We start from the raw sequence: 22012 nt of genomic DNA, 5'->3' as shown, positions 1-22012 counted from the left end.
AGCTCGGCGTCGTCAACCTGGTCGACCTTGTTCAGGAACACAACGATCGCCGGAACGCCAACCTGGCGGGCGAGCAGAATGTGTTCGCGCGTCTGCGGCATCGGGCCGTCAGCTGCCGAGCAAACCAGGATCGCGCCGTCCATCTGTGCCGCACCCGTGATCATGTTCTTGACATAGTCAGCGTGGCCGGGGCAGTCGACGTGGGCGTAGTGACGAGCAGGCGTCTCATATTCAACGTGTGCCGTCGAAATCGTGATACCGCGCGCCTTTTCTTCCGGTGCAGCGTCGATCTGGTCATACGCCTTGAACTCACCGAAGTACTTCGTGATCGCTGCCGTCAGAGACGTCTTGCCGTGGTCAACGTGGCCAATCGTGCCGATGTTAACGTGCGGCTTATTGCGCTCAAACTTACTCTTTGCCATTTGAATGCTTCCTGTGAACGTAAATGAGTGACCCCGGCGAACCGGTTTAGTGCCGCCGTTTAAGGCTTTCGTCGCATTTGCGCAAGACTTAATTGCAGGCCCTGTTGTTGGCTCGGTATGGCCGATGACGGGCAGTGAGCGGCCCTCAGCACCGATTTGCCCCTAAGGCTTCGCCGGCCGATCCGGAAAGACATAAAAGCATTTGCCGGTTCAGCGGCTTAGATAGGGATGCCGAGGAAATAGTTCCAGATGCCGGGAGCAAGATTGCACCTGCATTTATCGAGCCGATAGCACGCCGCCAACGCAAAGCGCCCTCTCCGATAAAGGGAAAGGGCGCTGAAAGTTGCGATCTCGGGGATCGCCCGTCTAGCGTAGACCTATGGCGCCACTCCAGATGCAGCGCACCATAAGCCTGCTGCAATCAATCGAGCAGATCGGCCGGCACCTTGCCGCCATTGTCCGAAAGCTTCTTCAGCAGCGCCTTGTGCAGGAAGATGTTCATCTTGGCGGAATCGCCCGCATCGCCGGTATAGCCCAGCTCCTGTGCAAGCTCCTTGCGTTCCGTAAGGCTCGCATCCATCCCGAGCGCCTTCATCAAATCCACGATCGAATGTTTCCAATCGAGTTTCTGGCCACTCTTTTTCACGGCCGCGTCGAGGATCGACGCGATGTCCACGGGGGAAGCCGTAGACGCCGGCGCGCTCGTGGCAGGCGTCGTCGCCGTGGGAGCGGAAGGAGCCGGCGTAGCACCAGCTGTGGTCGGCGTTGCCGTCGGAGAAGCTTCTGCAGCCTTTGCCTCTCCCCAGATTGCATTCTTGATCTTGTCGAAGATACCCATGTGCACTCCCCCTTTTCGGTTGGCTCACAAATATCTACCGTTCATTCCAATATAAGCAACCCCTCACGTCAAAGATGCATAGCTGAATATCTTATGGAGAGTGCGGGATGTAATTCACATGCCCCATCGGCTTCACCGACACTCGCGTTGAATCAATAAAGGCGTGCCATCGAACAGGACAAGCACGTCTAGACAAAATATAAGTATTGGAAATGCTGGAGCGGGTAGCGGGAATCGAACCCGCGTATTCAGCTTGGAAGGCTGCTGCTCTACCATTGAGCTATACCCGCGGGTGGTCAAGATCCGGTCCGGAATGGTGGAGGGAGTTGGATTTGAACCAACGTAGGCTGAGCCAACGGATTTACAGTCCGTCCCCTTTAACCACTCGGGCATCCCTCCAGTATTCCGACTGGATCTTGCGACCAAGCTTGCTAGACCGGCGTCACCGCTTCGATCTGCGCCGCGTATATGACCGGCCCGTTTCCGTCTGTCAACACAAGGAATTGCCAAAAATGACGAAAAAATTTCAGCCTAGGGGAAAACCCGTGGATGAAAGAGGACTATGCGCTCCGAGGTGCTGCCGCTATAAAGCCGCATGAGCAAAGACAGAACATCCGGCCCTTCAGGCCCAGAAAACACCGCTGACGACAAATCGGCCAAGGACACACACTACGCCACGCTGCGGCGGGCGCATCGCGACGCCAAGCGCGAGCGCGGCGAAATTCCGACGCCGGTGCCGCAGAAACGCAAACGGCCGGGCGCGGATGACTGGAAGCCGCCGGCGCTGGCGCCCGACCAAGTCTATCTCTATGGCCTGCATACGGTTCGCGCCGCCCTTGCCAATCCCGAGCGGAAGAACATCAAGCTGTCGACGACGCAGAATGCGCTGGTACGGCTGGAGATCGGCCCAGTCGACGCAATTGGCATTCCCGTCGAGATCGTCTCGCCGCAGGATATCGACAAGGTGCTCGGTCCTGAAGCGATCCATCAGGGCGTGATGCTGGAGACCCGCCCCCTGCCCGTTCGCCGCCTTGAAGCGCTGAAAGACAGCCCGCTGCTGCTGGTGCTCGACCAGGTGACCGATCCGCACAATGTCGGCGCGATCATGCGCTCGGCCGTCGCCTTCGACGCGGCCGCCGTCATCACCACGCAGCGTCACAGCCCGACCGAATCAGGCGTGCTGGCGAAATCCGCCTCCGGCGCGCTGGAACTCATCCCTTATATACAGATCACCAACCTTGCCGACGCACTCGGCGAGCTGCATCGCCTCGGCTTCGTCAGCATCGGCCTTGATTCGGAAGGACCGGCACCACTCGAAGGCACGTTTTCGGGCGAGAAGGTCGCCCTCGTCCTCGGTTCGGAGGGCAAGGGGCTGCGCCAGAAGACGCGGGAAACCGTGAATGCGCTGGCGCGGCTCGACATGCCGGGCGCGATCAAGTCACTCAACGTCTCGAACGCCGCCGCGATCGCGCTTTATGCGGCACGGTCCTATCTGAGAAGCTAGCGGCACTACGCTGCCGCAGCAGATTTTGGGGGAATTTGCCTTGATCCGTAGTTTTGGTCTCGCGGCGGCCTTTGCCGCCGTCATCCTTGCCACCGGCCAACCGGCACGCGCTGCCGATGAGGAGCTTGTGCAGGCACAGGCGGGCACTTGGCTGCTGGCGCCTGAGAGCGGCGCCAAGGGCTGCCGCCTCACCTTCGAGACCGGAAAAACGGCCGGCGGCTATACCATCAGCGGTGCGGATGCCTGTGCGACCGCCCTGCCCGCGCTTGCCAAGGCAGCCGCCTGGAATTTCACCGACGACGGCTCGCTCACCATCACCGACGCGACGCAGAAGGTGCTGGTTCGCCTCCAGGAAGAGGAAGGCTCGCCGTGGGAGAGCGAAGGCGCCGATCCGATGTGGCTGCTGCCGGCGCTCGGCGATGTCGACCATGTCCCGACCGCGGCAACCCTGAGCGGCACCTGGCAGGTCCGGCACCCGGACGGCAAAGCCATCTGCGATGTCACGCTGACCAGCGAGACCGACAAGGACGGCACATCGAAAATGTCACCAGGCAGCGACTGCCCGGCCAACATTGCCGATCTCAAGCTTTCCCTCTGGGCCACCGAAGGTTTCGGGCTGGTGCTGATGGGAGGCGACGGTTCCTCTCTCTCCTTCGACATGCAGCCGGATGGCAGCTTCAAGACATCCGACGAGGAAGAAGGCGATCCGATGCTGCTGGTGCGCAAGCAAGGCGGCTAGCACCATCAGCCAGCACAATCCCTTCGGCCGGCGCATTCTCTACGAGCTCATGACCCGTTCAGGCATGGGCGCGCTTTCGGAGCGCGCCTATCGCTGCCATTAGATCGAAACCCGTTCAGCGAACCGCAATCGCCTGCGGATGCCAGGCTGATTGTTGCCCCGGCGATCGCTGGGTGACCGGACACCCCTCTTGCAGCTTCGACCATGAGGTGACGTTGAGGTTCATCTCGCACTGGGCAAGATAGCTCTTGTCACCCACGGTCATGCAGGCGACCTCGCCGATCGCATGCTGTTTCCCATCGCTGTTCTTGCAGTAGCAATCCTGTCCGGCCAGCGCCGGCGCAGTTACAATCACCGCGCTCACGACGAGCGACAGTTCCAAGACGATATGCCTGAATGCCTTGCGCATGGCCGTTCCCTCGTCCGCAGTCGAAGGAGAAGTGTATGCCCATTTCGGGCTTTGTAAATACGCCCGCATTCGCAGCGGATTCGACCCGAAGAAGCCCTGTCGGGCGTGCGCCTCTCGGCTAATGAACGGCCGGATCGGAATCGTCAAAAAAAGTCTTGATGCCGTCGCGGGCAACCGTCGCCAGAAACTCGTCAAACGCCTCGCGATCGGTCGCGAAAGGCTCTTCCCATTCGATCAGATCCTCCTCGGGCGTGATCACTTCCATCCGCCAGTCCTGCTGGGTGCCCGCCGGGCGGAAGATATCCACGAGCACGGTCATCCCGTCCTCGGTGAATTCGCCGGAGAGCTCGGAGTGCTCAAGTTTGGGCTTTGTGGGCTTAACGGTCATAGCTTTCCACACCTAGAAAAAGAGAATCGCATCCTGGCGATCATCATAAATACCCAAAGGATGACATTTCCAATCATGCCGGCGCAAATACCTTCTCGCAGGCGGCGATCTGGCAGCCAACTCAGGAGATGTTTCGTCAATGGGGAAATGTGGTGCCCCCGCCAGGGTTCGAACCCGGGACCCCCTGATTACAAATCAGGTGCTCTACCAACTGAGCTACAAGGGCACAACGGCATGCCAAGTAGCAGATTTTGATCTCCTGTAAAGAGGAAAATCGGCCGTTCGGCCTCGTTGCAGTGGATCAGCCATCTCCTTGTGGATTCACCAGTCTTTGCAAAACGTCTTGTCGCACGGGCGGAATATCATTACCTCCTAGTATGACTGTTTAAGGGACGTTGCATGTCACGCGCTTTTCAATCTGTTTGTTTTCTCGCCTCGACCGCGCCGGAAGCCCAGGCCGCACGGGAGGAGCTGATCCGTCTTTACGGCCAGACGCCGCAGGCGGAGGCCGATATCGTCGTGGCGCTCGGCGGCGACGGCTTCATGTTGCAGACGCTGCACACGACGATGAATTCCGGCAAGCGCGTCTATGGCATGAACCGCGGCTCCATCGGCTTCCTGATGAACGACTATCGCACGGAAAACCTGCTGGAGCGCATCGAGGCCGCTGTCGAAAATGCCTTTCATCCGCTGCAGATGACCACACGCAATGCGGATGGCAGCAGCTGCGTTGCGCTCGCCATCAACGAAGTGTCGCTGTTTCGCCAGTCCTATCAGACGGCAAAGCTGAAGGTCGAGATCGACGGCCGCGTCCGTCTGCCGGAACTGATCTGCGATGGGCTGATGGTGACGACGCCGGCGGGCTCCACTGCCTATAATCTTTCCGCCCACGGCCCGATCCTGCCGCTGGAGGCGCCGCTGCTCGCCATGACGCCGGTCAGCGCCTTCCGCCCCCGCCGTTGGCGCGGCGCGCTCCTGCCGAACAAGGTGGCGGTCAATATCACCGTGCTCGAGGCGGAAAAACGGCCGGTCAATGCCGCAGCCGACAATACCGAGGTCAAATCGGTCGTCAGCGTCCGGATTACCCAGAGCGAGGACACGACGGCACGCATCCTCTCCGATCCGGACCGGTCGTGGTCCGACAGGATCCTGGCGGAACAGTTTTCGGGTTGAGGATGACTTTGCCCACTGCCGTGACGGCATATCGCTAGCCAACAAAAAAGCCCCGTCTCCGGGGCTCTTTTATTGTTCAAACACGTCCGGTTCTCAGTCCACGTCATCCACGACGGCATCGGCTGCGCCGCTGATGCGGTGGGCGAGCGCTGCTTCCATGAACTCGTTTAGATCGCCGTCGAGCACGTCGTCAGGAGCGGTGCTGGTGACGCCGGTACGCAGGTCCTTGACGAGCTGATAGGGCTGCAGGACGTAGGAGCGGATCTGGTGGCCCCAACCAATATCGGTCTTCGACGCGGCTTCGGCGTTGGCCGCCTCTTCCCGCTTCATCAACTCCGCTTCGTACATGCGGGCGCGCAGCATGTCCCACGCCTTGGCGCGGTTCTTGTGCTGCGAGCGCTCCTGCTGGCACTGCACGACGATACCGGTCGGGATGTGCGTGATACGCACGGCCGAATCGGTCGTGTTGACGTGCTGGCCGCCGGCGCCGGACGAACGATAGGTATCGATTCGGCAGTCGCCCTCATTGATATCGATCTGGATCGAGTCGTCGACGACGGGATAGATCCAGATCGACGAGAACGACGTATGACGGCGCGCATTGCTGTCATAGGGCGAGATACGCACCAGGCGATGAACGCCCGATTCGGTCTTCAGCCAGCCATAGGCATTGTGGCCCTTGACCAGAAGCGTCGCGGACTTGATTCCGGCCTCTTCGCCGTCATGAACTTCCAGAAGCTCCACCTTGAAGCGCTGGCGTTCGGCCCAGCGGGTGTACATGCGCAGAAGCATGTTCGCCCAGTCCTGGCTCTCCGTGCCGCCGGCGCCGGAATGGACTTCGACATAGGTATCGTTGCTGTCGGCTTCGCCCGACAACATGGCTTCCACCTGCCGTCGCGCAGCCTCGGTCTTCAGCGCTTTCAGCGCCTCTTCAGCCTCGCGTACGACGTCGGCATCGCCCTCTTCCTCGCCAAGCTTGATTAGCTCGACATTGTCGGCAACCTGCTGCTCAAGCGCGCGCACACCGCTGATGCCGTCATCGAGCTGCTGGCGCTCGCGCATCAGTTTCTGTGCTTCGGCGGCATCGTTCCAGAGGTTCGGATCCTCTGACTTGTTGTTCAACCAGTCCAGTCGTCTTACCGCCTGATCCCAGTCAAAGATGCCTCCTCAGCAGGGTTATAGCCTGCTTGGTTTCGTCGACTACTTTCTCGATTTCCGCTCGCATAATCCTGCTTCTTCATTCGGCGGCTTCATGAGAACCGCTGTTCAATTCAAAGAGTGCTGGTGACATAGATACACATGCCGCGACTGTAAAGCCCCGCGGCATGTTCATTGGAGAAATCCGATGGGATCAGAAGAGGCCGCCGGAGCCGGAGGTAACCGCCTGGTTGGCCTGCGGCGAGGTTCTGAGGATCTCCTCGGGCGCGACCTGTGCCGAAGCATCGCCACCGCCGATGACCGTGAAGGTCGTGGCCGGGCCGGTGCCGGGCTTGAAGGCTTCCATGATGGCGTTCGGATCGCCGGGCTGAGCCGCCATGCCGGTCCCGCGATCGACGGCCATGATGTTCATGCCCGCCGGGACCTGGAATTTCTGCGGTGGCTGGTCCTTGGTGGCAGCCTGCATGAATTCGTTGAAGATCGGCGCGGCAAGCGACCCGCCGGTTCCGCCGCGGCCGAGCGTGCTCGGCGTGTCGTAGCCGATATAGAGGCCGGCCACGAGGCTCGGCGTGTAACCGACGAACCAGGCGTCCTTCTCGTCGTTGGTCGTACCGGTCTTGCCGGCAACGTCGGTGTTCAGCTTGATCTTGCCGGCGGCGGTACCACGAAGGATCACGCCCTGCATCATCGACGTCACCTGATAGGCCGTCATCGGATCGAGCACCTGCTCGCGATTGTCGGCGATCACGGGCTCGTCCTGGTTTTTCCATTCGCTGACATTGCAGGCTTCGCAGACGCGCTCTTCATGCTTGAAGATGGTCGCGCCATAGCGGTCCTGAATGCGGTCGATCAATGTCGGCTTGATCTGCTTACCGCCGTTGGCAATGACCGAATAGGCCGAAACCATGCGCAGCACCGTCGTTTCGCCAGCGCCGAGCGACATGGCGAGCACCGGATTCATGCGGTCATAGATGCCGAAGCGATCGGCGTATTCGGCAACCAACGGCATGCCCATGTCGGAGGCAAGGCGCACGGTCATCAGGTTGCGCGAATGTTCGATGGCAAAACGCAGCGTATGGGCGCCACCGCCCTCGCCTTCATAGTTTGTCGGTTTCCAGACATCCCCATTGCTAAGGGTGATCTGCAGCGGGTCATCGAGAATGACCGAAGCCGGCGTGTAGCCATTGTCCATGGCCGCGGCGTAGACGAAGGGCTTGAAGGACGAGCCGGGCTGGCGCTTGGCCTGGGTGGCGCGGTTGAATTCCGATTGCGCGTAGGAGAAGCCGCCGACCATGGCAAGCACGCGGCCGGTATGCGGGTCCATCGCGACGAGTCCACCCTGCACTTTCGGCGGCTGACGCAGGCGATAGGTGCTGGAATCCGCACCGCCGGTCTTCTGGGCGAAGATTACATCGCCGGGGCTCAGCACGCCGCTCGGCGATTTCGCCGTCTTGCCGCTGCCGGCCAGGCGGAACGCCCAGCGCATGTCGGCGGCAGCGATGGTGCCGCGCTTGCGCTCGGTCGCAACCTTGCCGGCGGCATCGACGCTCGGCTGCAAGCCGATATCGACGGCCTGATCGGATACGGAAAGCACCACAGCCAGCTGCCACTCGGGCACATCGCTCAAAGCCGGAATCTTGGCAAGCTCCGGACCCCAGTCCTGCGATGTCGCGATCTGCTTGATCGGGCCATGGAAGCCACGGCGCTCGTCATAGTCGATGAGGCCGTCCTGCAGCGCCTGGCGCGCTTCGAGCTGCATTTGCGGATCAAACGACGTGCGCACGGAAAGGCCACCCTCATAGAGGGCCTTTTCGCCATATTGGTCGATCAACTGCCGGCGAACTTCCTCGGCAAAGAAATCCGAGGCGGCAAGCGACGGTCCGCTCTTCGGCGGCACGACGCCAAGGGACTGTTTCTTGGCCTCTTCACCATCGCTCTGGCTGACATAGCCGTTCTCGACCATGCGGTCGATGACCCAGTTGCGGCGGGTCATCGCAGCTTCCGGATGGCGGAAGGGATTGTAGTTGGAAGGACCCTTGGGCAGCGAGGCGAGATAGGCCGAATCGGCAATGGTCAGCTCGTTGACCGACTTGTCGAAATAGGTGAGCGCGGCACCGGCTATGCCGTAGGAATTGAGGCCGAAATAGATCTCGTTCAGATAGAGCTCAAGGATTTTGTCCTTGCTGTAGGCCTGCTCGATGCGGAAGGAAAGGATCGCTTCCTTGAGCTTGCGGTCGAAGGTCTGGTCGGACGACAGCAGGAAGTTCTTGGCGACCTGCTGCGTGATCGTCGATGCGCCGACAAAGCGGCGGCCGGAACCGATATTCTGCAGGTTGACGGCGACGGCGCGCATCAGACCGCCGACATCGACGCCGGGATGATTGTAGAAATTCTTGTCTTCGGCCGACAGGAAAGCAGCCTTGAGGCGGTCAGGAATGGCCTGGATCGGAATAAACAGCCGGTTTTCCCGCGAATATTCCTTCATGAGCGCGCCGTTGCCGGCATGGATGCGCGTCGTGACCGGCGGCGCGTATTTCGCCAGGACTTCGTAGTCCGGCAGGTCCTTGGAGACGATGCTCAGATAAATAGCCGCCGCGGCCGCAACACCCAGGAACAGGATGCAGCCCAGTCCAAAGAAATATCCTATCAGTCTGACCATATGATGCTACCGGTGCTTCTTCTTCATGCGGCACATATGCGAGACGATCGCATATTTACGGGCGTTTTGCACGCTCACGGTGTTAATGCAAGACGGCAACAACACAAAGCCGTACATGCCCTCCGTGGGCGAACGATACTTTGCTGTAAAGGCGGGAATGTGAGCAAAATAGGGCCCATTGCCGGTATTTGCCATTTCATCCCGGCCTATTAGCAGCGGCTGTTACATGGAAGACACGAACGGCGCTCGCCGTCCATACCTTTAGCCGCCGTTTGCGACGGTTGAAGCACGATATTGTTTAACGGCTTCGGTTAACTGACCGATCAGCTTCTGCCGCCAATCGGGATCGAGCAACAGCTTCTCGTCATCCTTGTTCGACAGGAATCCGAGTTCGAGCAGAATGGAGGGCACGTCCGGCGCCTGCAGCACGCGGAACCCGGCGTGGCGATGCGGATTGTTGATCATGGCGATCTGGCCGTTGAAGGATGTCAGCACGTCCTGCGCGAGCGATATGGAAAAAGCCTGCGTTTCGCGCCGGGTCAAGTCCATGAGAATATCGGCGACGGCGGCGGGCTGAGCCTGCGTCTCTGCACCGGCGAGCTGATCGGAATTGTTCTCGCGGTCGGCCACTTCGCCGGCAAGCTTGTCGGAAGCCTTGTCGGAGATGGTGTAGACGGTCGCGCCGCGAATATCCTTCTGCTTCAACGTATCGGCATGCAGAGATATAAAGAGAGAGGCATGGTTCTGCCGGGCGATGGTCACGCGTTGCGACAGCGACAGATATTCATCCTTGTCGCGCGTGAGGAAGGCCTTGATACCCGGCTGGGCGTTCAGTCTGTCGGCCAGGAGCTTGGCATAGGTGAGCGTGATTCCCTTTTCCTGCGTGACACCGTCGCTGGCAGTCGCGCCGGTGTCGATACCGCCGTGGCCAGCATCGACGGCCACGAGGAAGGTACTCGGATCAGGCTTTTCCATCGGCACCACTGGGCCGACATCCTTGGCGGTGTCATCGCTGGTCCAGCTCTGCTGCTTGATGAGCTCGGCGAATTGCCCGGCGGGCAGCATCTCGGCGTCGAGCACGAGACGATGCCCTTTGCCGCTTTCGTCCGGCTGCACCTTGGCCATGACCAGCTTCACGGGCTTCGTTGCCGTCAGCACGATGCGGGCGCTGTCCTCGTCCATGGTGCCGTAGCGAATATCCTTGAAGAGGCCGATCGGCTTCAGGTCGGCAGCCGGAAAACCGAAGGCGGTCGCCGGAAGATCGATGACGACACGCACGGGATTGTCGAGATAGTGCACGGAAAACGCCGGCTCGCGGTCCATGTCGATGACGATGCGGGTGCGGGCGTCATCGCCGGCAATGCGGGCACCATAGGCAAGCACGGGATCGGCAGCGGCCTCAGCCATCGCGAATGGCGAAACTATCGAAAGGGCCGTCACGGCAAGAGCCGCCACTGCAATGCGCAAAGCCCTCACGCCACTCTCCGTCCCATGCCGCAATCCCTTTAACAGTTGTCCGCCGCGCCCCATATTCAATCCGATGTTGTTTTTGAAGTCTCAAAAAGACAGGAAAGCCATCGATGGCGCGATAGTATTTGATGTGGTGGCGCACCGGGCGAAGAATCGGAAGCGCGGTCCCCGCATCTTCATCATCCGACGAATCCATCAATATTATGGCATACTTGGCTTTCCCCTTGCTATTGTGACAGATAAAACATACAACGCATATTAGGGTAGAAGTGTTGACGGGATAGAGTCGCCGCAAAGGCAGCCGCCTCGAGTACTAGGCGCCATAAGCGGCCGTCATCCGCCGTCTCCAGTGCTTCTGCTCCCATACTGGATATCTGGATTTCCGGTTTTGCGCGGGAAATTCATCGGTGGATAGCCACCAAACGCTCTCTAAGAGAGCACATTCATCGGACCCGATCGTTGGGTCTAAGGCATTGTCGATCTCGCTTGGTTACGGATGTTACCGCAGCAGCTTTTTCAAGAAGTGAACAGACCCCGGGGAACTAACATCCCGGCTGATGTCTGGCTGTTGTCATCGCAAAACAACCAATCGCGACTTTCATTATCCGGTGCAGCAGTGGTGGATTGCATCCGGCCCGTCTCATTGACAGGCCGGACCCTTTCCGCATGCCGGCGCCGAGGAGCACAACTTACATGGCAGACAAAATGCTTATCGACGCGTCTCACGAGGAAGAGACGCGCGTTGTTGTCGTTCGCGGGAACCGCATAGAAGAATTTGACTTCGAGTCGCAGCACAAGAAGCAAATCCGCGGCAACATCTATCTCGCCAAGGTAACCAGGGTAGAACCCTCGCTACAGGCCGCTTTCGTGGATTACGGCGGCAACAGGCACGGCTTCCTGGCCTTTGCCGAAATCCATCCCGACTACTATCAGATCCCGTTGGCCGACCGGCAGGCGCTCTTGAGGGCGGAAGCCGAAGAGCATCGCCGCGACGACGATGTCGAGCATGTCGAAACGGCGTTCGATCTTTCGAAGCAGGAACAGCCCGATATCGGCATCGTCCAGAAGGATGAAGTCGCAACGGCAGATGAGGCTGTCACGCCCGCCATTGCGGAAGAGGCCCCTGCCCTTGAGGCAGCCGCTCCGGCCTCTGAGGCGGAAGCCCCGGTCAAGAAGGCCAAGCCGCGCCGTAGCCGCAAGAAGGTGGTCGCTGAAGCTCCCGCCGACGAAGCGCCAGTTGCCGAGGCAAAGGTCGACGCCCCCGGCGAAGACGAGGAAGGCCCGTCCGGCGAAATGGCCGCAATGGTCGAAACCGACTCGATCTCCGAAGACGTCGACGTTTCCAAGCGCCGTCATGACGATGACGACGATGATGACAACGACCATGAAGAGGAAGTGATCGAATCCGTCGGCGCCGAAGACGCGATGGAAGAGGTTCCGGACCGCGTGCAGCGCAAGCCGCGCAAGCAGTATCGCATCCAGGAAGTCATCAAGCGCCGGCAGATCCTGCTGGTGCAGGTTGCCAAGGAAGAACGCGGCAACAAGGGTGCTGCTCTCACCACCTATCTCTCGCTCGCCGGTCGCTATTCGGTTCTGATGCCGAACACGGCACGCGGCGGCGGTATCTCCCGCAAGATCACCAATCCGCAGGACCGCAAGCGCCTCAAGGAAATCGCCAAGATGCTCGAAGTGCCGTTGGGCATGGGCGTCATCCTGCGCACCGCTGGCGCAAACCGCACCAAAGTCGAGGTCAAGCGCGACTTCGAATATCTGATGCGCCTGTGGGAAAACGTCCGCACGCTGACGCTCGCTTCGACCGCTCCCTGCCTCGTCTATGAAGAAGGCAGCCTGATCAAGCGCTCGATCCGCGACCTCTACAACAAGGACATCAGCGAAGTCATCGTATCCGGCGAGGAAGGCTATCGTGAAGCAAAAGACTTCATGAAGATGCTGATGCCGAGCCACGCCAAGGTGGTTCAGCCCTATCGCGACATCCACCCGATCTTCTCGCGCTCCGGCATCGAGGCACAGCTCGACCGCATGCTGCAGCCGCAGGTCACGCTGAAGTCCGGCGGCTACCTGATCATGAACCAGACGGAAGCGCTGGTTTCGATCGACGTCAACTCCGGCCGCTCGACCCGCGAACATTCCATCGAGGACACGGCGCTTCAGACCAACCTCGAAGCCGCCGACGAAGTGGCCCGCCAGCTTCGCCTGCGCGATCTTGCAGGCCTGATCGTCATCGACTTCATCGACATGGAAGAGAAGCGCAACAACCGCGCTGTCGAGAAGAAGCTGAAGGAATGCCTGAAGAACGACCGCGCCCGCATCCAGGTCGGCCGCATCTCGCACTTCGGCCTTCTGGAAATGTCGCGCCAGCGTATCCGCGCATCGGTTCTGGAAAGCACTACGCAGGTCTGCTCGCATTGCGGCGGCTCCGGCCATGTGCGTTCGCAGTCCTCGGTCGCGCTGCATGTTCTGCGCGGCATCGAAGAGTATCTGCTCAAGAACACGACCCACGACATCACCGTCCGCACGACGCCTGAAATCGCGCTTTACCTGCTCAACCACAAGCGTCAGACGATCGTCGATTATGAAAGCCGCTTCGGCGTTGCGATCATCATCGGCGCGGACAATGCCGTCGGTGCACAGCATTTCGCGATCGATCGCGGCGAACCGGTGGAAAATCCGGTGAAGATCGAAACCCTGTTCAACTTCGCCGCCATTCCGGACGATGATGACGACGATATCGTTATCGAGGCCGATGAGGACGAAGACGAAGAACTGGAAGAAAAGGCAGCCAGCGTCGAGCAGCCGCCCGTTGCCCGGTCTTCCGAGGCCAATGACGGCAACCGCAAGCGCAAGCGCCGCCGTCGTCGTCGCGGTGGTCGCGGCAACGAAGTCCAGACGGCCTCCCAGCCCGGAGACACCTCCGCCGAAGACGGTGATGAGGATGGAGATGAAGGCGACGAGGACGATAACAACGAGAACAGTGAAGTCTCGGCCGTTTCAGGCAGCGACGAAGACGCTCAGCAGAAGCGCAAGCGTCGCCGCCGTGGCAAGCGGGGCGGCCGCCGCAATCGCGATGGCGAAGGCAATGAATTGGTGGCCGGCGAGGAATCCGGTTCCGACGAAGGCGCTGACGGTGAAGATGATGGCGAGAACGACGTCTCTGTGACAGTCGCCGAAATCATCGTTGCCGAAGGCGAAGCTGCCGTCGAAGGCCAGCCGGCTATGGCCGCGGTCGAGACGGCATCCATCGTCACCGAAGACGTGAAGCCTGCCAAGAGCCGCAGCCGGCGCAAGCCGAAGGCGGAAGCATCGCCTGTGGAAACTCCAGTTGTCGAAACCGCACCCGTCGCTGACGCCGAAGTCGAAGCGGTTACCGAAATCGCAGTCGCTCTCGACACCCCGACCGAACCGGCCGTGGCAACGGAGCTCGAAGCAGCCAAGCCGGCGCGCGCCAACCGCGAATCGAACGTCTCTTCCTCCGAGCCGGTGGTCAAATCCACCCGCACCAACGAGGGCACCGATAGCGACGGAAAGCCGAAAAAGGCTGGCTGGTGGCAGCGCCGCGGCTTCTTCTGAACGCTGCTATTCGGATGAATTGAAAAAACCGGCCGTGGTGACACGGCCGGTTTTTTATTTTGAACGATCGTTCTTTTCCCAAAACCACCTCGCCCTTCGACGGGCTCAGGGTGAGGATTAGCCTTTCAAGCTGAGGGCGGCAGGCTAACCTTCAAACTCAGGTGACTGCTGATCTTCAAGCTTGGAAATGGAGCTCATTTTGGACAGGCCAGTTCACTCTCCCCGCTTCACTCTGAGCCCGTCGAAGGGCGATGCGGCCCGATTGGCGGGCCTCCCGCTCCTCACAATTTGATTCAAGGGCTTCCTGAAATACCTTCAAAACCCATCGCAAGTGGCTGATATGGGATTCTATTTCAGCCAGGCGGCCATGCGTTCCACGGCTTCCTCGATCTCCGCATTCGAGCCGGCATAGGAAAATCGCACCGCGCGGTGTCCCTCGATCGGATCGAAGTCGAGGCCGGGCGTGGCGGCGACGTTGATGTCTGCCAGCATCTTGCGGGCGAAGGCCATGCTGTCGTTGGTGAACCTGCTCACGTCGACATAGGCATAGAAGGCGCCATCCATGGGCGAGGCGATGGAGAAACCGATTTCGGGCAGGCGCTGCATCAGGAAATCGCGGTTGCGGCGATAGCTTTCACGATAGGTGTCCAGTTCGGCCCCTGCCCCAAGCGCTGCCGTGGCGGCGATCTGTGAAAGCTCCGGCGCCGAGATGTAAAGGCTTTGGGCAACGCGCTCGACGGGGCGCACCAGCCGCTCCGGCAGCACCATCCAGCCGATGCGCCAGCCGGTCATGCAATAATATTTCGAGAAGGAGTTGATGACGATCGCCTCGTCGGTCAGTTCCAGCGCACTCGTCTCCTCGCCGACGAAGGTCAGGCCGTGATAGATCTCGTCGGAGATGAAAGCGATCGAGCGATCGGCGCAGTAATCAGCAAGCGCCTTCAGCGCCGCCCTGCCCGTCACCGTACCGGTCGGATTGGCGGGGCTTGCAAGCAGCACGCCCTTCAGCCGCTTGCCGCTGGCCACTTGCACCGCCTCCAGGCTCTCCGGCGTCAGCGTGAAATGCGTCTCGGCCGTGACGGGCACCTCGACGACATCGAGCCCGAGGGCGGCAAGGATGTTGCGGTAAGCCGGGTAGCCGGGCCGGGCGATGGCAACGCTGTCGCCTGGGTCGAACAACGTCAGGAAAGCAAGATTGAAGCCGGCCGACGAGCCGGTGGTGATGGCGATCCGCGCGGGATCGATCTCCAACCCATACCGGGCTCGGTAGTGGCCGGCGAGCGCCTGCTTCAGCGCGAGCGTGCCAAGAGCATCGGTATAGCCGATACGGCCGTGATCCAGCGCCGTGCGTGCCGCCTCAAGCGCTGCCTGGGGTGTGGGATGCGACGGCTGGCCGACGGCCATGGAGATGACCGGGTGGCCCGCCTGCCGCCGTCGTGTCGCCTCGGCCAGCACGTCCATGGCATGGAAGGGTTCGACATCGCTGCGTTTGGATAGGGAAAACAAGGTCAATTCTTTCTTCATAACGGATGGGCGTGTGACAATTGCCGCAATACCTGTTCGTTCACAATCCCGCGATTGCTGCTTCGCCGTGAAAATTCCTGTTTCTGGAAATAAGCATGCACCGTAAATTGCCGATACCTATTTGCGGATTTTAACCTGGCGGTGCTATGTCGCACCCGACGATGACGTCTTAGCATCGACTCGAACGAGGACCCAATGACCCTTTTTTCCAAAACCCTGCTGACGGTTTCGGCGGTCGCCATTGCCGCATCGCTCGCCTTCGTCCAGCCCGCAGCCGCGCTGGATGATCAGCAGAAGAAGGAGTTCGGAGAGTTCATCAAGGAATATCTCGTCGAGCACCCGGAAGTCTTGCTGGATGCGCAGGCGGCGCTCGAGAAGAAGCAGGACGCAGCGCGCCTTGCCCAGTCGTCCCAGGCAGTCACGCAGAACAAGGATGCCATCTTCAATTCGAAGAACGATGTCTCGATCGGCAATCCGAAGGGCGACATCACCGTCGTCGAGTTCTTCGACTATAATTGCACCTATTGCCGCCATGCGCTCGGCGATATGGACACGCTGCTGAAGCAGGACACGAATGTCCGCTTCGTGTTGAAGGAATTCCCGATCCTCGGACCGGATTCCGTTGCCGCATCAAGAGTTTCAGATGCTTTCCGCAAGCTGGCGCCTGAAAAATACGCCGCCTTCCATCGCGCCCTGCTTGGCAGCGACGGCCGCGCCTCGGAAGACAGCGCAATCGAAGTCGCGGGTTCGCTCGGCGTCAACGAGGCGGCGATCCGCGCCGAGATGGCCAAAAGCCCGAACACCGATTCGGTCAAGGCAACCTACCAGCTTGCCACCGATCTCAACGTCACCGGCACGCCAGCCTATGTCATCGGCAACGAGACGATCTCCGGCGCCATCGGCCTCGAGGCCATCCAGCAGAAGATCGCCAATGTCCGCAGCTGCGGCAAGACCACCTGCTGAACCAATTGGCCTGACCATCCCGAGCGATCTCAAGTAGGCAGCATGCTGAAGGACGCTCGGGCCTTCACGAAATCGAACCGCTTCCGAATTGAGCGCAAAATCGCCAAAATCGGGGCGTTTCCACATCAGACACGCGCACCCTCCTATCTGGGGGCTTTCCTCTGGGCCCTCGGGAGTCTATAGGTTGCGCTGCACTTTGACGGAACCTCTGATGGCGCAAACCATTTTCGTCCTGAACGGACCCAATTTGAATGCCCTTGGCAAGCGCGAGCCGGGCATCTATGGCGGCAAGACACTCAAGGATATCGAAGCCGATTGTAAGTCCGTGGGCGAAAGCCTGGGCTTCGTCATCGATTTCCGTCAGAGTAATCATGAGGGCGTGCTGGTCGACTGGATGCACGAAGCCGGCGACACTGCTGTCGGCGTCGCGCTCAATCCCGGAGCCTACGGCCACACGTCGATCGCGCTTCATGATGCAATCCGAGCCATCTCGGTTCCAGTGGTGGAGGTTCATATTTCCAACATCCACGCACGCGAAGAATTCCGGCACAAATCGATGATCGCGCCCGCCGCCAAGGGCATGATCTGTGGTTTCGGGCCTCACAGTTACATCCTGGCGCTGCACGCGCTGAAATCCATCACACAATGACAAGAATTACAGGGCACAAGATCCATGGCTGAAAAGAAAACGGGTATCGACCAGGCGCTCATCCGCGACCTCGCCAATATTCTCAACGAAACCGATCTGACCGAGATCGAAGTCGAGCAGGAAGATCTGCGTATCCGCGTTTCCCGCGCTGGCACGACGCAGTATGTTCAGGCGCCGATCGCAGCGCCTGCCTATGCCGCAGCGGCTCCCGCTGCCGCAGCGGCAGCAGCTGCCGTTCCCGCCGGCAAGGTGCGGAACCCGGACAGCGTCGTTAGCGCCCCGATGGTCGGCACGGTATATCTGGCGTCCGCGCCGGGTGCCGCGGCCTTCATCCAGGTCGGCTCTGTCGTCAAGGAAGGCCAGACGCTGCTGATCATCGAAGCGATGAAGACGATGAACCAGATCCCCGCGCCCAAGTCCGGAACCGTAACTGAAATCCTCATCAAGGATGGAAGCCCGGTCGAATACGGCGAAGCCCTGGTGGTCATCGAGTAAGCCCATGCCCATGATTTCGAAGATACTCATAGCCAATCGCGGAGAGATCGCCCTTCGGGTGCTGCGCGCCTGCAAGGAGCTTGGCATCGCGACCGTTGCCGTGCACTCGACAGCCGACGCCGACGCGATGCATGTGCGTCTGGCGGATGAAAGCGTATGCATCGGCCCGCCGCCGTCACGCGAGAGCTATCTCAACATCCATCAGATCGTTGCCGCCTGCGAGATCACCGGCGCCGACGCCGTGCATCCGGGCTATGGGTTCCTGTCGGAGAACGCCAAGTTCGCCGACATCCTCGATGCGCATGGGATCACCTTCATCGGCCCGACTGCGGACCATATCCGCATCATGGGCGACAAGATCACCGCCAAGACGACTGCGCAGCAGCTCGGCATTCCCGTCGTTCCCGGTTCGGACGGCGAAGTGAAGACCGAAGAAGAAGCGCTGAAGACGGCGAAGGAAATCGGCTATCCCGTTCTGATCAAGGCGACCGCCGGCGGCGGTGGACGCGGCATGAAGGTTGCCCGCACGGAAGCGGACGTCCTCGAAGCCTGGTCGACGGCACGTACCGAGGCGGCTGCCGCCTTCGGCAACGAATCCGTCTACATGGAAAAATACCTCGGCAAGCCGCGCCACATCGAAATCCAGGTGTTCGGCGACGGCGAAGGCAATGCCATCCATCTCGGCGAACGCGACTGCTCGTTGCAGCGCCGTCACCAGAAGGTTTGGGAAGAAGCCAATTCACCGGCGCTCAACGTCGAGCAGCGCATGAAAATCGGCCAGATCTGCGCCGACGCCATGATGAAGCTGAAATACCGCGGCGCCGGCACGATCGAATTCCTCTACGAAAACGGCGAGTTCTATTTCATCGAAATGAACACCCGCCTGCAGGTGGAGCATCCGGTCACGGAAGCGATCACCGGCATCGATCTCGTGCACGAACAGATTCGCGTCGCCTCCGGCGGTGGTTTGTCGGTGACGCAGGACGAAGTGCATTTCCATGGTCATGCCATCGAATGCCGCATCAATGCCGAGGACGCGCGCACCTTCGTACCCTCCCCCGGCACAATCACGCATTTCCATGCCCCCGGCGGCCTTGGCGTGCGTATCGATTCCGGTGCCTATCAGGGCTACAAGATCCCGCCCTACTACGACAGCCTCATCGGCAAGCTGATCGTGCACGGCCGCACCCGCGTCGAATGCATGATGCGCCTGCGCCGCGCGCTGGACGAATTCGTGGTTGACGGTATCAAGACCACCTTGCCGCTGTTCCAGGATCTGGTTTCCAATCAGGATATCGCCAACGGCGATTACGATATCCATTGGCTGGAAGACTACCTGGCGAAGACCTCGGTCTAAGCGCCCATGGCACGGCCGCGCGGCAGAAATCCCGGCATTACTCCGGAAATTCTGCTGCGCGCCTATTCCATCGGGCTCTTCCCGATGGCGGAATCGGCCGATGACCCGGAAATCTTCTGGGTCGAGCCGGAACTGCGCGGCGTCCTGCCGCTCGATGCCTTTCATATTTCAAAAAGCCTGGCGAAGACCATCCGCCAAAAAACCTTCGATATCCGCTTCAACACGGATTTCGACGCCGTCATCGCCGCCTGCGCTGAACAGACCAGCGGCCGGCCCAGCACCTGGATCAACAAGACGATCCGAGCGCTCTATTCCACCCTCCACCATATCGGCCACGCCCATTCCGTCGAGGCATGGGACGGCGACATGCTGGTCGGAGGATTATACGGCGTCTCGCTCGGTTCGGCCTTCTTCGGCGAGAGCATGTTCTCGCGCCGCACGGACGCCTCGAAGATCTGCCTGGTGCATCTGGTCGAGCGACTTAGAGAGCGCGGTTTCACCCTGCTCGACACCCAGTTCACCACCGAGCACCTGAAGACATTCGGCGCGATCGACGTGCCGAAAGACGAATATGCAAGGATGCTGGAAAAGGCGATGGAATCGCCCAATTTGAGCTTCTCCGACAGTTAAGAATCTCCATCTCAGCATTGATTTAAATCATCAGTCCGCTACTTTCGGGTCGACAGCCGGGGGTAGTATCTTGAAACAATATCTTGCAATCGCTTTTCTCGCCGCGCTGGCCGCAACGCAGGCCGACGCGAAATCCTTTCGCGACATGTTCGGTGCCGATGTGCCCGAAGGCAAATACGGGGCAGTCCTGAAGACGCTCGACTTCCAGCAGGGCGCGATCAAGCTTTCCGGCGCCAACGCCACGCTGAACGTCTCCGATCAGTTCTACTATCTCAATCAGCAAGATACGCGAAAGGTGCTGGTCCAGCTCTGGGGCAACCCGGATAGCGCCGCCGGCAACACGTTCGGCATGATCTTCCCGGCGAAGTATTCGCCGATCGATCCGCGCTCCTGGGGCGCGGTTATCGATTATGACGGCAGTGGCCACGTCTCCGACGACGATGCCGCCTCGACGGACTACACGGCGCTGCTGAAACAGATCCAGGATGGGATCCAGGAGAGCAATCCGGAACGTGAGAAGGCGGGCTACGATCCGATCACGCTGGTCGGCTGGGCCGAGCCGCCGCATTACGACAAGGCGACCCACGCCCTCCACTGGGCGCGCGATCTGATCTTCGGCAAGGATCCGAACGGTGCGCACACGCTGAACTATTCCGTGCGTGTCCTTGGCCGCGAGGGTGTTACAGAGCTTGATTTCGTCGCCGGGCTTGAGCAGCTGCCGGAGATCAACGCGGCAATCCCCAGCGTCATCAACACCGTGCAATATGACAGCGGCAAGCGCTATGCCGACTTCGTCAACGGGGACAAGATCGCCGCCTACAGTATGGCGGGAATGATTGCCGCCGGTGCCGGCGTGAAGATCGCAGCCAAGCTCGGCTTCCTCGCCGTCGTCCTCGGCTTCTTCAAGAGTTTTGGCGTGGCGCTCCTGGCGCTGAAAAAGGGATTGATTGTCGTTGTCGCCGGCGTCCTGGCCGCCGGGCGCAAGGTCCTCGGGCTGTTTCGCCGCAACAAGAACACTGACGCGTAGGAACGATTCCGGCCGGTTTCGTTCACAGAAGAACGACCGGCTTTTCGTTGTCTTGGCGACTTCAAATTCTGGTTGCGATCTGCTATCGCTCGACGCGAAGAGTGTCGGCGCGTCGAGGTTTCACTTTGCCATCGTAAATACCGGTCTCATCCAATTTCACCCCATATGTGAGGGCGGCCCATCGCCACCCGGCGTGTGATCATGTTCATCGGGTGGTGGCCTGAGACCGGTTTGGCATTGTTGACATGTGCCATGCACAGCCATTGCTGTCTCAGCTCTTCATCCGTCCTAGACATCGCCACACCGCGCCCGTAAAGGGCTTGTCCTGCCGCCAGCTTGGTGAACTTCCAAACGGAAGACCAAGACGGTATGTGCACTATTCTCAAGGTCCGCTGGACCATCAATCCTCGAACTGCCCCGCAACCGTGGATCGCCTGCAGTTGCTGCGGAGGCCTCAAGCCTTTCAGATCCAGCGGCAAGATCAGGCTCAACGCCAACGGCAAGAAACTCGATGCCTGGCTCGTCTATAAATGCTCGACCTGCGACAAGACATGGAACCGAACGCTCTTCGAGCGCCAGAATGTTCGTGGGCTGTCGCCTGCCACTCTTGAGGCACTGCAAACCAACGATCTCAGCTGGATACGGACGCAGGAATTCGATCTCGATGCACTGCGGCGCAAGGCTCAGCGCATTGACGAATTTGCCGAGGCCGATGTTCAGAAGGAAGTGTTGGATGGAACGGACAGCTGGACAAGGCTAGACATCGAACTGGCGGTCACGTTTCCTGTCAGCACGCGGCTGGACCGCCTGCTCGCCACGGAACTCGGCATCGCACGATCCCGGCTTCAGGCGCTGCATAAAAGCGGGAAACTGCAAATTCATCCGGATCGCGCTGACGCCCTGCGGCGAAGGATCAAGGATGGCACCAGCATTGTCATCGATCTCACGGACGAAACCAAACCGTATCCAGTTCAGATGAGCGTCGCTTCGCCGCAAGACGACGAATAACGAAATCGCCC

Annotated in this window: 19 protein-coding genes and 3 tRNA genes; 11 read left to right on the top strand and 11 right to left on the bottom strand. The window is 60.1% G+C overall.

Going from position 1 to position 22012, the window contains the following annotated elements; genetic code table 11:
* The 4 genes from AB6803_RS14435 to AB6803_RS14420 form a co-directional block, all read right to left on the bottom strand.
* Positions 1-422 (bottom strand): GTP-binding protein (locus AB6803_RS14435; protein ID WP_371109511.1); only part of this gene is annotated, 422 nt, incomplete at its 3' end.
* 421 nt (positions 423-843) lie between these two features.
* A complete protein-coding gene (locus AB6803_RS14430; protein ID WP_371109510.1) occupies positions 844-1260 on the bottom strand; it encodes a DUF3597 domain-containing protein in 417 nt (138 codons plus the stop codon).
* A gap of 216 nt (positions 1261-1476) precedes the next feature.
* Positions 1477-1550: transfer RNA gene (locus AB6803_RS14425), tRNA-Gly, on the bottom strand.
* Between the two features lie 24 nt (positions 1551-1574).
* Positions 1575-1659: transfer RNA gene (locus tag AB6803_RS14420), tRNA-Tyr, on the bottom strand.
* A 196-nt stretch (positions 1660-1855) separates the two neighbouring features.
* On the opposite strand from AB6803_RS14420, the gene rlmB reads away from it, so the two are divergent.
* Together rlmB and AB6803_RS14410 are read left to right on the top strand one after the other, a co-directional pair.
* Positions 1856-2764 (top strand): 23S rRNA (guanosine(2251)-2'-O)-methyltransferase RlmB, encoded by a 909-nt coding sequence (gene rlmB, locus AB6803_RS14415; RefSeq protein WP_368512813.1) that lies wholly within the window; start codon positions 1856-1858, stop codon positions 2762-2764.
* A gap of 40 nt (positions 2765-2804) precedes the next feature.
* Complete coding sequence (locus AB6803_RS14410) at positions 2805-3503, top strand: AprI/Inh family metalloprotease inhibitor (RefSeq protein WP_371109509.1); 699 nt, start codon at positions 2805-2807, stop codon at positions 3501-3503.
* A gap of 115 nt (positions 3504-3618) precedes the next feature.
* Here the strand turns inward: AB6803_RS14410 and AB6803_RS14405 are convergent, their stop codons facing one another.
* The 3 genes from AB6803_RS14405 to AB6803_RS14395 all read right to left on the bottom strand — a co-directional run bounded on the left by AB6803_RS14405 (position 3619) and on the right by AB6803_RS14395 (position 4526).
* A complete protein-coding gene (locus tag AB6803_RS14405; RefSeq protein WP_371109508.1) occupies positions 3619-3912 on the bottom strand; it encodes a hypothetical protein in 294 nt (97 codons plus the stop codon).
* A 118-nt stretch (positions 3913-4030) separates the two neighbouring features.
* Positions 4031-4300, bottom strand: coding sequence for a hypothetical protein (locus tag AB6803_RS14400; RefSeq protein ID WP_371109507.1), 270 nt, complete (start codon positions 4298-4300; stop codon positions 4031-4033).
* A 150-nt stretch (positions 4301-4450) separates the two neighbouring features.
* A tRNA-Thr gene (locus tag AB6803_RS14395) sits at positions 4451-4526 on the bottom strand.
* A gap of 173 nt (positions 4527-4699) precedes the next feature.
* On the opposite strand from AB6803_RS14395, the gene AB6803_RS14390 reads away from it, so the two are divergent.
* The gene (locus AB6803_RS14390; protein ID WP_371109506.1) at positions 4700-5473 is read left to right on the top strand and encodes an NAD kinase; all 774 of its coding nucleotides are present in this window, start codon (positions 4700-4702) and stop codon (positions 5471-5473) included.
* A 93-nt stretch (positions 5474-5566) separates the two neighbouring features.
* Here AB6803_RS14390 and prfB read toward each other — a convergent pair.
* From prfB to AB6803_RS14375, 3 genes are all read right to left on the bottom strand, one after another.
* A protein-coding gene (gene prfB / locus AB6803_RS14385; protein WP_371109505.1) for a peptide chain release factor 2 occupies positions 5567-6698 on the bottom strand; the annotation gives its coding sequence in 2 pieces (ribosomal slippage) (positions 5567-6628 and positions 6630-6698; 1131 coding nt in all).
* Positions 6699-6824: 126 nt separating this feature from the next.
* Positions 6825-9290, bottom strand: a complete 2466-nt coding sequence (locus tag AB6803_RS14380; RefSeq protein ID WP_371109504.1) for a penicillin-binding protein 1A — start codon at positions 9288-9290, stop codon at positions 6825-6827.
* 261 nt (positions 9291-9551) lie between these two features.
* Positions 9552-10697 (bottom strand): N-acetylmuramoyl-L-alanine amidase, encoded by a 1146-nt coding sequence (locus AB6803_RS14375; RefSeq protein WP_371109532.1) that lies wholly within the window; start codon positions 10695-10697, stop codon positions 9552-9554.
* A 756-nt stretch (positions 10698-11453) separates the two neighbouring features.
* Between AB6803_RS14375 and AB6803_RS14370 the strand changes: the two genes are divergently transcribed.
* Positions 11454-14348 carry an Rne/Rng family ribonuclease gene (locus AB6803_RS14370; RefSeq protein ID WP_371109503.1) on the top strand — a complete coding sequence of 965 codons (2895 nt, stop codon included), beginning with the start codon at positions 11454-11456 and terminating at the stop codon, positions 14346-14348.
* 348 nt (positions 14349-14696) lie between these two features.
* Here AB6803_RS14370 and AB6803_RS14365 read toward each other — a convergent pair whose 3' ends face one another.
* Complete coding sequence (locus tag AB6803_RS14365) at positions 14697-15854, bottom strand: pyridoxal phosphate-dependent aminotransferase (protein WP_371109531.1); 1158 nt, start codon at positions 15852-15854, stop codon at positions 14697-14699.
* Between the two features lie 213 nt (positions 15855-16067).
* Here AB6803_RS14365 and AB6803_RS14360 point away from each other — a divergent pair, with 213 nt between their 5' ends.
* From AB6803_RS14360 to AB6803_RS14330, 7 genes are all read left to right on the top strand, one after another.
* Entirely contained in the window at positions 16068-16835 is a 768-nt protein-coding gene (locus AB6803_RS14360; protein ID WP_371109502.1) for a DsbA family protein, read from the top strand.
* 211 nt (positions 16836-17046) lie between these two features.
* Positions 17047-17484: a type II 3-dehydroquinate dehydratase gene (gene aroQ, locus AB6803_RS14355; protein WP_371109501.1), complete on the top strand. Its 438-nt coding sequence runs from the start codon at positions 17047-17049 to the stop codon at positions 17482-17484.
* Positions 17485-17508: 24 nt separating this feature from the next.
* Complete coding sequence (accB, locus tag AB6803_RS14350; protein ID WP_371109500.1) at positions 17509-17979, top strand: acetyl-CoA carboxylase biotin carboxyl carrier protein; 471 nt, start codon at positions 17509-17511, stop codon at positions 17977-17979.
* A gap of 4 nt (positions 17980-17983) precedes the next feature.
* The gene (gene accC, locus AB6803_RS14345; RefSeq protein WP_007691978.1) at positions 17984-19336 is read left to right on the top strand and encodes an acetyl-CoA carboxylase biotin carboxylase subunit; all 1353 of its coding nucleotides are present in this window, start codon (positions 17984-17986) and stop codon (positions 19334-19336) included.
* Between the two features lie 6 nt (positions 19337-19342).
* Positions 19343-19966, top strand: coding sequence for a leucyl/phenylalanyl-tRNA--protein transferase (aat, locus tag AB6803_RS14340; protein ID WP_371109499.1), 624 nt, complete (start codon positions 19343-19345; stop codon positions 19964-19966).
* 70 nt (positions 19967-20036) lie between these two features.
* On the top strand, positions 20037-20993 hold the full coding sequence (locus AB6803_RS14335) for a DUF2167 domain-containing protein (protein ID WP_371109498.1): 957 nt from the start codon (positions 20037-20039) through the stop codon (positions 20991-20993).
* 369 nt (positions 20994-21362) lie between these two features.
* A complete protein-coding gene (locus AB6803_RS14330; protein ID WP_371109497.1) occupies positions 21363-22001 on the top strand; it encodes a DUF1062 domain-containing protein in 639 nt (212 codons plus the stop codon).
* The last annotated feature ends 11 nt before the right edge of the window (positions 22002-22012 follow it).

The organism is Rhizobium sp. RCC_161_2 (assembly GCF_041355235.1).
Taxonomy (GTDB): domain Bacteria; phylum Pseudomonadota; class Alphaproteobacteria; order Rhizobiales; family Rhizobiaceae; genus Rhizobium.
This window is presented reverse-complemented; position numbering and strand designations above follow the sequence as displayed.

Bases quoted from the DNA above. Each gene is read 5' to 3' on its own strand.
- AB6803_RS14430 (WP_371109510.1), bottom strand. From the start codon at position 1,260: ATGGGTATCTTCGACAAGATCAAGAATGCAATCTGGGGAGAGGCAAAG.
- rlmB (WP_368512813.1), top strand. From the start codon at position 1,856: ATGAGCAAAGACAGAACATCCGGCCCTTCAGGCCCAGAAAACACCGCT.
- AB6803_RS14405 (WP_371109508.1), bottom strand. From the start codon at position 3,912: ATGCGCAAGGCATTCAGGCATATCGTCTTGGAACTGTCGCTCGTCGTG.
- AB6803_RS14400 (WP_371109507.1), bottom strand. From the start codon at position 4,300: ATGACCGTTAAGCCCACAAAGCCCAAACTTGAGCACTCCGAGCTCTCC.
- AB6803_RS14390 (WP_371109506.1), top strand. From the start codon at position 4,700: ATGTCACGCGCTTTTCAATCTGTTTGTTTTCTCGCCTCGACCGCGCCG.
- AB6803_RS14380 (WP_371109504.1), bottom strand. From the start codon at position 9,290: ATGGTCAGACTGATAGGATATTTCTTTGGACTGGGCTGCATCCTGTTC.
- AB6803_RS14375 (WP_371109532.1), bottom strand. From the start codon at position 10,697: ATGGCTGAGGCCGCTGCCGATCCCGTGCTTGCCTATGGTGCCCGCATT.
- AB6803_RS14370 (WP_371109503.1), top strand. From the start codon at position 11,454: ATGGCAGACAAAATGCTTATCGACGCGTCTCACGAGGAAGAGACGCGC.
- AB6803_RS14360 (WP_371109502.1), top strand. From the start codon at position 16,068: ATGACCCTTTTTTCCAAAACCCTGCTGACGGTTTCGGCGGTCGCCATT.
- aroQ (WP_371109501.1), top strand. From the start codon at position 17,047: ATGGCGCAAACCATTTTCGTCCTGAACGGACCCAATTTGAATGCCCTT.
- accB (WP_371109500.1), top strand. From the start codon at position 17,509: ATGGCTGAAAAGAAAACGGGTATCGACCAGGCGCTCATCCGCGACCTC.
- accC (WP_007691978.1), top strand. From the start codon at position 17,984: ATGCCCATGATTTCGAAGATACTCATAGCCAATCGCGGAGAGATCGCC.
- aat (WP_371109499.1), top strand. From the start codon at position 19,343: ATGGCACGGCCGCGCGGCAGAAATCCCGGCATTACTCCGGAAATTCTG.
- AB6803_RS14330 (WP_371109497.1), top strand. From the start codon at position 21,363: ATGTGCACTATTCTCAAGGTCCGCTGGACCATCAATCCTCGAACTGCC.